This is a genomic window from Hominimerdicola alba (assembly GCF_900112155.1).
In the GTDB taxonomy this organism is placed as follows: Bacteria; Bacillota; Clostridia; order Oscillospirales; family Ruminococcaceae; genus Hominimerdicola; species Hominimerdicola alba_D.
In genome coordinates this window covers 1-14,077 of record NZ_FOKQ01000023.1, presented here as the reverse complement: position 1 = coordinate 14,077, position 14,077 = coordinate 1, and the positions used below count along the sequence as shown (strand labels likewise).

At 45.0% G+C, this 14,077-nt stretch carries 12 protein-coding genes; 1 reads left to right on the top strand and 11 read right to left on the bottom strand.

The features are described from left to right. Positions 1–13: 13 nt before the first annotated feature. The 7 genes from BM265_RS12555 to BM265_RS12525 all read right to left on the bottom strand — a co-directional run bounded on the left by BM265_RS12555 (position 14) and on the right by BM265_RS12525 (position 8,427). The gene (locus BM265_RS12555; RefSeq protein ID WP_074962160.1) at positions 14–1,264 is read right to left on the bottom strand and encodes a BaiN/RdsA family NAD(P)/FAD-dependent oxidoreductase; all 1,251 of its coding nucleotides are present in this window, start codon (positions 1,262–1,264) and stop codon (positions 14–16) included. After that, positions 1,245–2,141: a MurR/RpiR family transcriptional regulator gene (locus tag BM265_RS12550; RefSeq protein WP_074962159.1), complete on the bottom strand. Its 897-nt coding sequence runs from the start codon at positions 2,139–2,141 to the stop codon at positions 1,245–1,247. The genes BM265_RS12555 and BM265_RS12550 overlap by 20 nt, the downstream gene beginning before the upstream one ends. A gap of 58 nt (positions 2,142–2,199) precedes the next feature. After that, positions 2,200–2,412, bottom strand: coding sequence for a DUF3006 domain-containing protein (locus BM265_RS12545; protein WP_242940848.1), 213 nt, complete (start codon positions 2,410–2,412; stop codon positions 2,200–2,202). 8 nt (positions 2,413–2,420) lie between these two features. Beyond that, positions 2,421–3,395, bottom strand: a complete 975-nt coding sequence (locus BM265_RS12540; RefSeq protein WP_074962157.1) for a ComEC/Rec2 family competence protein — start codon at positions 3,393–3,395, stop codon at positions 2,421–2,423. Between the two features lie 11 nt (positions 3,396–3,406). Continuing rightward, on the bottom strand, positions 3,407–6,037 hold the full coding sequence (locus BM265_RS12535; protein ID WP_074962156.1) for a DNA translocase FtsK: 2,631 nt from the start codon (positions 6,035–6,037) through the stop codon (positions 3,407–3,409). A 128-nt stretch (positions 6,038–6,165) separates the two neighbouring features. Beyond that, the gene (locus tag BM265_RS12530) at positions 6,166–7,047 is read right to left on the bottom strand and encodes an undecaprenyl-diphosphate phosphatase (RefSeq protein ID WP_074962205.1); all 882 of its coding nucleotides are present in this window, start codon (positions 7,045–7,047) and stop codon (positions 6,166–6,168) included. Between the two features lie 246 nt (positions 7,048–7,293). Next, a complete protein-coding gene (locus tag BM265_RS12525; protein ID WP_074962155.1) occupies positions 7,294–8,427 on the bottom strand; it encodes a hypothetical protein in 1,134 nt (377 codons plus the stop codon). Positions 8,428–8,760: 333 nt separating this feature from the next. Here BM265_RS12525 and BM265_RS12520 point away from each other — a divergent pair, with 333 nt between their 5' ends. After that, positions 8,761–10,053 (top strand): adenylosuccinate synthase, encoded by a 1,293-nt coding sequence (locus BM265_RS12520; RefSeq protein ID WP_074962154.1) that lies wholly within the window; start codon positions 8,761–8,763, stop codon positions 10,051–10,053. A gap of 98 nt (positions 10,054–10,151) precedes the next feature. Here the strand turns inward: BM265_RS12520 and BM265_RS12515 are convergent, their stop codons facing one another. The 4 genes from BM265_RS12515 to tyrS all read right to left on the bottom strand — a co-directional run bounded on the left by BM265_RS12515 (position 10,152) and on the right by tyrS (position 13,977). Beyond that, positions 10,152–11,123, bottom strand: coding sequence for a glycoside hydrolase family 113 (locus BM265_RS12515; RefSeq protein ID WP_074962153.1), 972 nt, complete (start codon positions 11,121–11,123; stop codon positions 10,152–10,154). A 33-nt stretch (positions 11,124–11,156) separates the two neighbouring features. Continuing rightward, the gene (locus tag BM265_RS12510; protein ID WP_242940847.1) at positions 11,157–11,984 is read right to left on the bottom strand and encodes a methyltransferase domain-containing protein; all 828 of its coding nucleotides are present in this window, start codon (positions 11,982–11,984) and stop codon (positions 11,157–11,159) included. 176 nt (positions 11,985–12,160) lie between these two features. Continuing rightward, positions 12,161–12,757 (bottom strand): hypothetical protein, encoded by a 597-nt coding sequence (locus BM265_RS12505; RefSeq protein ID WP_074962152.1) that lies wholly within the window; start codon positions 12,755–12,757, stop codon positions 12,161–12,163. Next, positions 12,757–13,977, bottom strand: coding sequence for a tyrosine--tRNA ligase (tyrS, locus tag BM265_RS12500; RefSeq protein ID WP_074962151.1), 1,221 nt, complete (start codon positions 13,975–13,977; stop codon positions 12,757–12,759). The genes BM265_RS12505 and tyrS overlap by 1 nt, the downstream gene beginning before the upstream one ends. Positions 13,978–14,077: the final 100 nt, after the last annotated feature.

The window sequence follows — 14,077 nt, the reverse complement described above, 5'->3', positions numbered from 1 at the left end:
ATGAATTCATTTATTACTCTGTATACTCAACAGCCTGCGCACAGGCATAAGCGGTAGACCAAGCTATCTGCAAATTGAAGCCGCCTGTGTAGGCATCAAGATCGAGTATCTCACCGATGAAGTATAGGCTATTACACAGCTTTGACTGCATAGTTTTCGGATCGATCTCGGATAGCTCAACACCGCCGCGGGTGATTATCGCTTCATCTATCGGACGAAGCCGCTTGACCTTAAAAGTCAGCTTTTTGATGACTTCCACAAGAGAACGCCTTTCCTCGCGGGTTATCTGATTAACGCGCTTTTCAGAGGGTATTCCGCTTCTTGCAACGATGATCGGTATCATCTTTGCAGGTAGTAGTTTCCCGAGAGAATTGCCAAACTCGCGATTCGGAAAATCAGAAAAATCCCTGAGGATACGTGCGTCTAGCTGTTCGTTAGAAAGTGCGGGTTTAAGGTCGATATCGATATGATAGCTGTGTTTTTCGATATCGCGGATATGTGCGCTTGCCGAAAGAACAAGTGGTCCCGAAAGCCCGAAATGAGTGAAAAGCATCTCGCCAAGTTCCTCGTACAGAGGTTTGGTACTGTTATCTTCACGAAGCGAAAGAGTGCAGTTTTTAAGGCTGAGACCCATCATTTCCGCACATTCTTCGGCTTCCTCGGTGACTATCGGACATAGTGAGGGCGTTATCGGCGTTACATGATGTCCTGCTGATTTTGCAAGCTTATAGCCAAAGCCATCCGAACCAGTTTTCGGGTAGGAACGTCCGCCTGTAGCGATTATCACGCTGCCGCCGCGGTATTCCTTATCGCCGCACCTTACACCAACAGCACATCCGTCCTCGATGATAAGTGAAGTCACTTCCCCGCTGACAAGTTCAGCGCCGCAGTCCAGACAGAATTTGACCAATGCATCGGCGATATCATGGGCGCTGTCACTTACAGGAAATACCCTGTTGCCGCGCTCGGTCTTCAGCGGAACGCCAATTCCTTCGAAAAATGCCATAGCCTCCTCTGGGGTGAATCTGCTGAGTGAAGAATACATAAAGCGATTATTGCGCGGGATATTCTTCATCACGGTTTCAACATCACAATTATTGGTTACATTACATCTGCCTTTTCCAGTGATACGGAGCTTTCTTCCGAAACGCTCGTTTTTCTCGATAATAACAGTGCTTTTGCCAAGTGTTGCAAGCTGAGCACCGCAGAAAAGTCCTGCCGCACCGCCGCCGACTATAACTGCATCATACTTCTTCGTTGGCATCGTTATTCTCCGTATTCTCAGTGTTTTTTGCGTATACGTCAAAATCTTCCCAGACCTTTTCCAGCTTGCCGAAAGTCTGTGTCACAAGGTCCACATTCCTGATAGAAATTGCGGCAATAAGTGCATTTACAAGACTAAGCGGCGCAACTAATGAATCGGCAAAGGAAGCCATATCACTCTTGGCAAGCAGAAGTGCGTCCGCATAATCTGTAAGCGGGGAGCTGGTCGAATCTGTTATGGCGATAACTTTCGCACCATTGGTCTTTGAGTATTTCAGCGCTTTCACCGTCTGATTAGAATATCTTGGAAATGAGATACCTATCATGACATCATCTTTGTCGATGCGCATGATACGCTCAAAAAGCTCAGATGTTGTGGTGCTTGGAACGAGCTTTACGTGGGGGAAAAGCAAGTTCAGATAATAGTTCAGAAAATAAGCCAGCGCCGCAGAGCTCCTTGTGCCGATGATATATATTGTATTAGCCGATGTGATAAGATCAACGGCATGATTGAAATCGTTCTTGTTGGTCTCATTCAGCGTTGCGCGGATACGGTCGATATCCTGGTTAAGCACTCGCTGGAGAACGTCCTCGCCGTTCATTTGCTCAGAGCTAACTTCGATACGCTGAACCGCAGTCAGCTTGTTGCGCATAAGATCCTGGAGCTGCCTTTGCAGTTCGGGATAACCGTCATAACCCAGTTCGGAAGCAAATCTGACCACAGTTGATTCGCTGACACCTACTGTTTTGCCCAGTTTCTGCGCGGTCATAAACGCAGCCTTATCATACTGCGAAAGTATGTAGTTTGCGATGAGCTTGTGACCCTTTGAAAGGCTCGGAAGCTTATTCTTTATGACCGAAAACAGATCTCTGTTCATAAATATCACTCCATTTCAATGCATACCGCGTTATCAATTAAGATAAGCGTATGCAATTTCAATCGGTAGACTTTCCCAACAATTTTTTCTGCAATGCTGAGATCTCAGCACGTCTTTCGGATGTTGCTGCTATATCCTTAGTAAAACGTCCGTCCCTGAAAGCCATCACATCTCCGCTTTTCACATCGGGGGGAAGTTTTTTCAGATCAATATTTATCATAGTGCCCTCGCTGTCCTCACAGACTGCTAATGCACCTTCTATTCTATCCACCGTAAATCTCAATTTTTATCCCTCTCACATTCAACGGTAAGTCCCTCGCCGTCCGAAATGAAAACTACACTGCCATCACGTGATGTGATATAGGTATTTCGAGCGTATTTTGAAATCCGCCTTACTGTCTCTTTATGGGGGTGCCCGTAATCATTGGCTTTTCCACAGGAAATAACAGCGTATTCGGGATCAACAACATCGAGAAAATCAGCTGAGGAAGAAGTCGAGCTGCCATGATGAGCGGCTTTGAGGACTTTCGCTTTAAGATCAACGCCCTTATCCAGCAGAGTTTTCTCTTCCTCATTCTCGCAGTCACCAGTAAACAGGAAACTGTTTTTGTCGTGTACGACTTTGACTATCAAGGAATAATTATTGAGATTTTCTGAATCCTCAACGCCTGAGGTAAATATCTGCACATCACAGCACCCAAGTTTAAAACTCGTATCCTCAGGTGACATCACCGAGACGTTCCTTACATCAACAGCTTTCAGCATATTCTCGTAGCACTTGGTAGTAGGTACGTAATCATCGGGGATACGTGGCATCATGAAGCTGTCAACATCGAAAGTATATATTATCTCAGCCATTTCGCCTATATGGTCTGAATGCGGGTGTGTGGCTATAAGTCTATCAATGTGGTGGATGCCGTGTCTCAGAAGATAAGCCTCGACGGCATTGCTTTCATCTCGCTCGCCGCTGTCAATCAGCATTATCTGTCCCTGCGATGCCACAAGTATGCAGTCGCCCTGACCCACATCAATGATGTGGACTTCAAGATCTGAGCGGGTGGCTGGTCGGTCAGCAAGACCAAGCTTCACCATAATATCCTGAACGGATATTATTTGAAAATAATGTAAGATCCAGACTACTCCTGCGGCAAATAATACTAGTATCAGCAGTATGAGCCGCACTCTTTGCTTTATGGAAAGCCCACTTACCTTTTTCGGGGGCGGACTGCTCTTTTTACCTTTTTTATCAGCCATTGTAAAGCACCTTATCTTCTGGCACGCATTTCAAGCCATTCTTCCTCGGTAAGGTTGATCTTTCGGGGCTTTGCGCCTTCCTGAGGTCCGATTATGCCCATTTCCTCTATCTGATCCATAATTCTGGAAGCTCTAGAAAAGCCCAGTTTCAGCTTACGTTGTAAATATGATGTTGAAGCATTACCGGTGGAAACAATAACGGTTATGGCCTGATCGATCAGATCATCATCAGGATTGATAATAACGTCTTCGGAATCACTGTTTCCGCCGCTCTTCTTGTCTTCCTTGGGCTTTGGCATATTCTCCTCGACCTCTGCCATGATATCAGCGCTGTATTCCGCTGAATGTTCACTTTTAAGGAACTCTACGACAGATTTTATCTCGGGAGTATCAGCAAAGCCCGACTGTATACGTATAGGTGTCTTGACACCAACAGGCTTGTACAGCAGGTCTCCGTTACCCAGAAGCTTCTCAGCACCACCCTGATCCATGATAACTCGTGAATCCACGTTACTGGATACGCTAAGGGAAACTCGGGAGGGAATATTCGACTTGATAAGACCTGTAATAACGTCCTTTCTCGGGGACTGCGTAGCGATTACCATGTGTATACCCGCAGCACGGGCAAGCTGTCCCAGCCTGATAACAGAATCCTCGACCTCACTGCCTGCTGCCATCATAAGATCGGCAAACTCATCGATAACGATAAGAATCTGGGGCATGAGCTTCATTTTGGCAAACATGGGATCAATCTCATCAACAGGCTTAGAATGTTCAGCTGTAAGCATCTCGTTAAATTCTTCAAGATTCTTGACGTTGTTAGCCTCGAACATCTTGTAGCGCTTGTTCATCTCGTTAACTGCCCAACCGAGAGCACCTGCGGCTTTAAGCGGGTCGGTCACAACAGGGATAAGCAGATGAGGTATCCTGTCATAAAGCTTGAATTCGACCATTTTGGGGTCGATAAGGATAAGCTTTACTTCTTCGGGTGAAGCATGATACAGCACACTCATGATAATAGAGTTGGTGAACACCGACTTACCGGAACCTGTAGTACCGGCAACAAGAAGGTGGGGCATTTTCGCGATATTGCCCACAACTATCTTGCCCTCAATATCTTTGCCGACGGCAAAAGTTAGCTTACCCTTGGCATTACGGTATTCATCACTGTCGATAAGCTCACGTAGAGAAACAGGATCTCTCACATCATTCGGAACTTCGATACCAACACATGGCTTTCCGGGAACAGGAGCTTCGATACGTATGCTCAGCGCCGCAAGATTAAGTGCGATATCGTCAGCAAGGCTGAGTATCTTCGCAACTTTGACACCTGCTGCAGGCTGAAGTTCATAACGTGTTACCGAAGGGCCTCTGAAAATGCCTGTGATTCGTGTCTTTACTCCGTATACTTCCAGAGTTTCCACCAGTTTGCGGGATTTCTCCTGTATCTCGGCTTCTATTATCGCCTTATCGATCTTCTTTTTTGGATATTTAAGCACATCAACAGGCGGGTTCACATAAACAGGGATCTTTTCGTCCTCTTCAAACATCGTAGTCTGACCCTTGCTGTTTATATTTACAACCTTGGGAAGATCGGGCTTGTCCTCGTTATCCGAAGCAGGAGAATTCTTACGGTTTACAGCCGCTTCAATGATCTTTTTGAGTTCTTCTCGGTCTTCGCTGTCATCGGGAGTTTCTTCCTCGATTATCTCAACGGAAACTTCCTCAGCCTTGGAAAGATCGCGCTTCTTTCTTGAAGGCTTGATATCGTCGACAATAGTTTCGCCATTATCGATTATCTCTTCAACTTCATGTTCTGCAACCGTATCATCATCAGTAACGAATTTTGCAAAATCAACACGCTGTTTGCCGCGCTGAACAGGCTCGTCCATAGCAGCAGGTGCAGGAAGTCCCGGTCTGCGTCTCATTTCATTATCGCCGTTACCTAACTGACCTTCCCTCTCCTGCCTTGCGACTACACGTTCCACCCTGTCAGTACGAACTGCTTCTACCGAGGCTACAAAAGGTCTTGAAAGAAGCTTGAACAGCTGAGGCAGAGTAAGGTCGGTGAGCAGAAGTATAAAAGTAAATGCTATCAGCAGGATAATAATGGAAGCTCCAAGCCTTTTGAATGCCGCAAGAAGAGGCCAGCCAAGCACAGCGCTGGCAAGTCCGCCACCGCGAAGTTCAACGCCGTCATCGTAGAGACCTTTCAGCTTCTTGAAAAAGTTACCGCCCTGAACTGAACCTACCTGCAATATCTGCACCATGCCGCTTGAAAGCAACATGAGCACACCGCCCTCCACACACTTGGCAACAACAGTATTTTTCTTTGTATTTGACGCTATCATCAGCGCAACATATATCATCATAGGGGCAAACAGGAACACAGCCACGCCGAAAAGTCCGCGGTTGAGGTCATGCAGTGCACGCCACAGGCCATCGCCCTTTATGAACGTAATGAAAAGTTCCAGCACGCCTGTGAAGAACAGTATGTATGACCAGAAGCGTCTGAACTCTCTTTCTCTGGCAGCATTGAGTGCATCCTGTGCTGCCTTGCTTACTTTCGGTGAGCTCTGGGCCGTCTGTTTTTTCTGAGCCGGTCTTCCGGTTGTTTTAGAACCCGGGGCATTTGCTGCCATTTAAACACTTTCCTTTCATTAAATATAGTGATTTTTCTTATACTTCAAAAAACTGCAAAAAGCCTGAATCATCACAAGTGCTGAAATATCAGCCCCCGATATCAAGCTTCTTCGCAAATATGTAATTATCAGAAACTGATGGGATGACCCATGCAGAATTCGATGAACGCGACAACGAGCACCACTGTTCCGAGAATAAAGGTGTAGTAGGAGAACACCTTGAACTTATCGCTTTTCACCAGCCAGCTGACAAGCTTGATAGCAAGCACACCCACTATAGCTGCAACAACAAATCCGACAGCACAGTTAGCAAAGCCTACTTTTTCAACCTCAACGTTCGTGTCCATAACCTTTTTGATATACTTAAATACTTCAAGAAGACAACTGAGAAGTATAACGGGTATTCCGAGAATGAAGGAATACTTTACGGAAGTTTCACGTGAGAATCCAGAAAATAGTCCTGCAGAGATAGTAGAACCGGATCTTGATACACCGGGCAGAAGTGCCACGCCCTGAAAAAGTCCGACTGTGACAGAATCCTTTACAGTGATATCTCCTGCTTTTTTATTGCCTTTTGTGCATCTGTCAGACATAAACAGTATAGCAGCTGTATAAAGGAAGCAAAGTCCCTCAGCAAATATAGAACTGTCCTCACCGATAGATTCAAACCAGTCTTTGAAAATTGCAAAAGGCGCAAGGCAAAGACAGGATACTATTATCATAAAAATCATACGACGCTGAGGGTTCATATCTTTAAGGGTGAAACTGCCATTAAAGATATCAGAACAGATATTGCCCAACTCTTTTATGAGTTCCAGAATATCTTTTCTGAAAGCTATGAACACAGCGACCAGGGTACCAAGATGGAGTATTGCCGAAAACAAAAGCGCACCCTCGCCGCTATTGCCTGTAAAATGCTGATACAGCGAAAGATGTCCCGAACTGGACACCGGCAGAAATTCTGTCAAACCCTGAATTATACCCTGTACTATCGCGTCAAATAAACTCATTTTGTCCTCCATATATACCGTCTCCACGGATTTTTTCTAAATTAATACAAACAGCCGCAGATATGTGCTGGATTGTTTGCAGGCATTAAACCATATATTATCATATGCTGAAATTTCCGAATCTATCCTTCATCAAAAAAACCTGCACATAATATAATAGCACAACAAAACGTACTTGTCAATGCTTATCACGCCCAAAACAGAAAATTTTGCAGGAAAAACTGCATTTTCCTGCAAAATCAGTCCTCATTTTTCATATTCTTCCGAAAGCACTTGATCTACCCATTTTACAAGGCTGACAAAGCTTTCCTTATCGAGAATTGTGAAATACTTCTGTGGCTGCTGATCACCGCTGCCCAGATGGTCTGTGAAGCAGTAGCCATCGGCTGAAATAGTCATGGTGACAATATCATCAGTGCCGTATCCGGTCTCTATCTGAACATAATCAAGACCAGTATCCTTGCTTGGGGATTTAACAGGTCCCGATTCGCCGAAACTTTCGATCAGCTTATTGAGTTCGGAATAATCCTCGTGGTCAAGGATATAACATCCGCCGTATCCATCGCCGACTTTCATTCTGACAAAGCCGTAAGCGCCGTTATATATAGTATAGTTATAGAAACGGTCGAAGCAGATGTAATATATCTCCTCCCCTTTTTGTACCCTGTAATATGCATTATAGGGACGGGAAGTATTTATCGACTGGGCTGAAACGCTCTCGATCTTATCCCAGTCAACATAGGAAGAACCCTCGCCGACTTTTTGACCATCATCAAGTACAAGATTATAGACCTTATAATTTCCGTCATCTTCATCATCTGATGAGGGTCTGTTTCTGGTCTCTTCTTCAATGCTGATATGATCCGATTTAAAATCGGGAGCTTCTGCTGGGTTGATATAGCCAAGTACATTGAATGACATATACTCCTCGGGTGCATTCAGCTCTTTGTCCATCGAAAGCATAAGCATACTCGGTGTACACAGATTTATAGTTGTATATTTATCAGCTTTCAGAACTACTTTTCCGTTTTTATCAATAATTCCTTTATACTTGCCCTCGGAGAAAATATAAAAGATGTTCCCTATCTTACCGGTACATTCATATCCCTCAAAAGGCTGTTCAGTGACTTCGCTTAAATATTCGGATAAAGCAAAGCTCACATAAACGGGACTGCTGAGAGAATCGGGCTGTTTTATACCTTTAAGAAACTCGGGAAATTTATAATCTTTAAGTTCAACCTTGTCCGCCACTGCCTTGGTTTCTTTAGCGGAGGAGGCATTATCCGAGCCGCTGCTGTCACCTGTTTTGTTAGAACAGCCGGCAAGCGGCAGCAAAAGCGCTCCTGCTATCAAAAGCGCTGAAATTCTGTATGGTCTCATTCATACTCTCCTTATGAAAAATGCAGCTTCACACAGCCTTAACTGCATGAATCGCATGGTGCGGCCTATATCTTTATCTGCCGTTCATTTTTTAGCTAAATACTATTATAATATAACAGCGGGATTTTTGCAAGGGTTTTTTGAAATTTTTTTATCTAAAACAGGCTCTCACACGAAAATTATTATGAAAATGTTAAAAATCGTTTCAAGTGTTTACAAGGCAGGAATTATGTGCTATAATATATTGGTGTTGGTATGGGATATTTTCACATAGCAGCACGCTAAATCATTAATTTACATGATCCCGCTTAACAGCAAGGAGGAAATTTACAAATGGTAAGAGCAATTGTTGGCGCAAACTGGGGCGACGAGGGCAAGGGCAAGCTCACGGACATGATGGCGCAGGAATCTGATATCGTTATAAGATTTCAGGGCGGCGCAAACGCAGGTCATACCATACATAATCACTATGGCAGGTTTGCACTTCACACTCTCCCGTCAGGCATATTCTACGATCACACCACAAATATCATCGGCAACGGTGTAGCATTCGATATACCTAAGTTCTTTAAGGAACTGAACGAGGTTACATCTCAGGGCGTACCTATGCCCAAGCTGCTGATCTCCGACAGAGTTCAGATGATCATGCCTTACCACGTTGATTTCGATAAATTTGAGGAAGAAAGACTGGGCAAGGCAAGCTTCGGTTCTACAAAATCAGGTATTGCACCTTTCTATTCCGATAAGTACGCAAAGATCGGTTTCCAGGTTCAGGAGCTGTTCGACGAGGAAGCTCTCAAGGAAAAGATCCATAGAGTTCTGGAGCAGAAGAATATCCTGCTGAAATATATGTACAACAAGCCCGCCATCGATGAGAACGAGCTGTTCAATACACTGATGGAATACAAGAAGATGGTAGAGCCTTATGTATGCGATGTTTCCGCTTACCTGTGGAACGCTATCAAGGAAGGCAAGAACATTCTGCTGGAAGGTCAGCTTGGTTCACTGAAAGACCCTGACCACGGCATCTATCCTATGGTAACTTCTTCTTCCACTCTTGCGGCTTACGGCGCGATTGGCGCAGGTATCCCTCCTTATGAGATCAAGAAGATCGTTACAGTATGTAAGGCTTATTCCTCCGCAGTTGGCGCAGGCGCATTTGTTTCCGAGATATTCGGCGACGAGGCTGAAGAGCTGAGAAAGCGCGGCGGTGACAAGGGCGAGTACGGCGCAACAACAGGCAGACCCAGAAGAATGGGCTGGTTTGACTGCGTAGCTTCCAAGTACGGCTGCCGTATCCAGGGCACAACCGATGTAGCTTTCACCGTTGTCGATGCACTGGGCTATCTTGATAAGATCCCTGTATGCGTTGGTTACGAGATAGACGGCAAGGTTACAACTGACTTCCCCACCACGGGCAAGCTTGAAAAGGCTAAGCCGGTTCTGGAAGTACTGGACGGCTGGAAGAGTGATATCGGCGGTATACGCAAGTATGAAGATCTTCCTGAAAACTGCCGCAAGTACATCGAGTTCGTTGAAGAAAAGATCGGCTTCCCCATCACAATGGTATCCAATGGTCCTAAGAGAGAGGATATCATCATGAGAGAGAGCAAGCTGAGCAAATAAGAATGTCTCTCAAGGGCTGACCGTTAAATGCGGTCGGCTCTTTTTTTCTAATTCCTATAAAAAAAGCTGTCCTGTCAAAAAGAGCAGGACAGCATACTTTATTTAGATGTATACCATTTTTTGAGAGTTTTCTCGGCAAGCTTTCCGTATACTGTAAAATCGCGGTTTTCCTTTGCTTTATCCTCGGGAGGAATGACAGCTTTCCAGTCCCACCAGAAATATCCGCAGAACCAAGGTTTATCCCATGTGGCTTCCATGGCGCTCTCATAAAAATCGGATTGTTCCTGTTCGTCAGTCGGCTTTTCGGGACGGTCATGGAAATCCCATGGATAAGCCGAACAGCCTTGCTCACTGCGGACACCAATTTCTGCAAACATAATTGGCTTACTGTACTTTTCATGACATTTTTCCAGCCGCAAAACTACATCTGCCCAGCGATTTCGCATGAATTCTATACCCGTATTTTCACCGTCGGTAACGGGATAGTAACCGCTTATACCGATAACATCCACCTCACTAAGCCAATCAAACCTGAACTCATCGCCGTGATTTATGTTGTGCATGATTATCCCGTGGTAGACATTTCTCACACGGCTTATCATGTCGCGGCAGTAACTGCTTTGCTTGTCCATACCAGCCATCTCACAGCCTGTGCAAAGCATCTCGCAGCCAAGATTTTCAGCCATTTTTGCGTAGTACAGCATAAATCTGTTATAGGAACTGAACCACTTTTTCCAGTAGTCACAGCCATCTTCAGTGGGGAAATCTATCCTCGCCCGCCACGAGCGGTCAAGGCAGTTGACCATTGGTTTCAGGCAAACTTTCAAACCGAGAGATTTTGCAAGCTTTACTGCGTGCTCAATTTCAGCATCGGTCTGAGTCATACCATAAAAGGAGAATACAGTGGTGCTGAAAAATGTCTCCTGCCAGCCGTTGACAGTTATACATATCCAGTCAAGTCCATTTGATGCAAGCCGTCTCATGGACTGTTCTGCGTTATCGGTAAACAGCTCTCCTTCTCTGCTGAAAAAGCCCCATGTATAGCCTTTGCAGAATAATTCTCTATCCATATATCCCCCTCTTTTCATATATGCTTATTTTAACTATTTTCTACGATAGACCTGAATAACAAATCCGCAGTTGACCTCTATGCTTTCAAGCGCTTTCAACCTTGATATACCCTCTTCGGAAGTCTTATAAAAATATGGTGTCATCATGAACAGATCGAAGATGTCTTTCTGCGAAGAAAGCTCAGCTGTGTATTCAAAAACTGTCTCATTCTCCTTAACAAATCTGTCGAGATGGTAGTCGTTGGGTTTGTTCTCATAGGGCTTATCATAGACTGCCGCTTTCAGCTCGAACAAATGCCTTGGCGACGGCGAAACAACTATGAGTTTTCCGCTTTTTTTCAGAACACGGTGATATTCGTCGTTGCAAACAGGAGCGAAAACACTTATCACGGCATCAGCACTTTTATCAGCAAAAGGCAGATCAAAGGAGGATGCCACCGCAAACTCGCAGTTTTTTATCCCTGCTAGATTTACCCTCGTCATGCAGTGTGCCACCGCGTGTTTTGAGATATCTATGCCAAAGATTCCGGCATTTTTGATATTGGAAAGCTCTGTTGTATAAAATCCCTCACCGCATCCGCTGTCAATAATGGTCGGATTTTTTATATCCTGAAGTTCAGCCGATGCTATCTCCCTTATTTTCTCAGCGAGAGGTCTGTAATAGCCCTTATCGAGAAATTCGGTTCTCGCTTTGACCATTTCAGCATTATCGCCTGCGGTCTTCGGGTTGTGCTTCGCGGTAGTCAGCAGATTAACATGACCCTTGCGGGCTATATCAAAACTGTGACCTTTAGCGCATTTCCACGAATTTCCAGTCTTATTTAGTTTATTTTTACATACAGGACAGATGTACATATTCATCACCTTTGGGTCATTATAGCATAAGTATACATTCAATGCAATAGAATTTTCAAGAGTTTACAATTTATTCCTAATCATACTGCCCGAGAGCATGACCCTCGGGCAGAAAGTGATTATTGATCATATCAAATATGTGCATGGGAGCATCATCGTGATAAGCCGATAAAGACTTACCCTCACATATTAGTGTTATTTCCGCCTGAACTGCGGCCGGCTTTCCAGTTTTCTTTCATGCTTCGAGCATAATTAAGGTTCTCATTAGTATAGCCGACCCTGCAATAGGGCGCACGCTGTAAGATTGTGTTTGCGATCTTATCTGCTACGTCTTTTTTCTGAGCGTAGATACTGATACGCAGATCACCCCTTGGAGTAAGCAGCATGATATCCTTACCTGTGGGGATAAAATTTGTTGTCTCCTTGCGGATATACATACAGTATATCTCTTCGAAATAGGTGATATGCAAAGGATCTTTCTTTGAGCGCATCATCTTTTCCGACATACAAATGAACTTATCCTGGTAAACAGTAGTAGCCGCAAGCTCATCAGCCATTGTGAGCAGATCAGGGTTTTCTTTCAGCGGACTGGATTTAAAGGGATCCATTTTATTTCGTATCCCGAAAAACGCCATAAGTCCACCGCCTATAACAAGTGCTATCGCTGCCAGAACCGAAGTCGTAAACATAAGAATTCCGACAGGCACCAGAATTACACCCACAACAGCCAAAAGAACGGAATTGAATGCGATCTTTTTCAGAACAGCCTTTCCGTCCATCAGCCCTTTACCACCTTGTGGAATACCTTCTTGCCCTTCTTGATGATAACCTGCTCGGAGAGATCAACCATGCCCTTGGGGTCGGTGAACTTCTCTCCGTTAACAGCAATACCGTTCTGCTGAACAAGTCTTCTTGCCTCACCGTTGGAAGGGCAGAGACCTGCTTTTACCAGCAGATTGAGAATACCGATCTGACCGTTCTCGTCAAGATCATCATTAGTAAGAGTTGTGGTAGGCATATCAGCACTGTCAGAACCGCCGCCGAAGATTGCCTTAGCTGCAGCATCAGCCTTGTTAGCTTCCTCTTCGCCGTGGATCATCTTTGTCAGCTCATAAGCAAGCAGAGTCTTAGCCTTGTTGTACTCTGCACCCTCCATGTGCTGCTCCATCTCTTCGATCTCCTCGATAGGAACGAAAGTCAGCAGCTTGAGGCACTTGATAACGTCAGCGTCATCAACATTTCTCCAGTACTGGTAGAAATCGTAAGGAGAAGTCTTTTCAGCATCCAGCCAAACAGCACCCTTTTCGGTTTTACCCATCTTCTTGCCCTCAGAGTTGAGCAGCAGAGTGATGGTCATAGCGTAAGCGTCCTTACCCAGCTTCTTTCTGATAAGCTCGGTGCCGCCCAGCATATTAGCCCACTGGTCATCACCGCCGAACTGCATATTACAGCCGTAATCCTGGAACAGTCTATAGAAGTCGTAGGACTGCATTATCATGTAGTTGAATTCCAGGAAGGTCAGACCTCTCTCCATTCTCTGCTTGTAGCACTCAAAAGTCAGCATCTTGTTTACCGAGAAGCAAGCGCCTACCTCACGGAGAACGTCAACATAGTTGAGGTTCAGAAGCCAGTCACCGTTGTTTACCATCAGTGCTTTGCCGTCGGAGAAGTCAATGAATCTGCTCATCTGCTTCTTGAAGCACTCGCAGTTGTGCTGGATGGTCTCGGGAGTAAGCATCTTACGCATATCGGTCTTGCCGGAGGGGTCACCTATCATACCGGTGCCGCCGCCTACCAGTGCGATGGGCTTGTTGCCTGCCATCTGAAGTCTCTTCATCAGGCAAAGTGCCATGAAGTGACCAACATGAAGGCTGTCAGCGGTGGGGTCGAATCCGATATAGAAAGTAGCCTTACCATTGTTGATAAGCTCCTCCAGCTCCTTTTCATCGGTCATCTGTGCGATGAGTCCTCTTCTTTTCAGTTCTTCAAAACAAGTCATTTTTATTTCCTCCTCAAAATATCTTGTAAAATCTCGTAAATACTCGCGAAATCTCAGTATTTCATAAAGTTATGTTCAAGAAATGAACCAAGTTATGGAT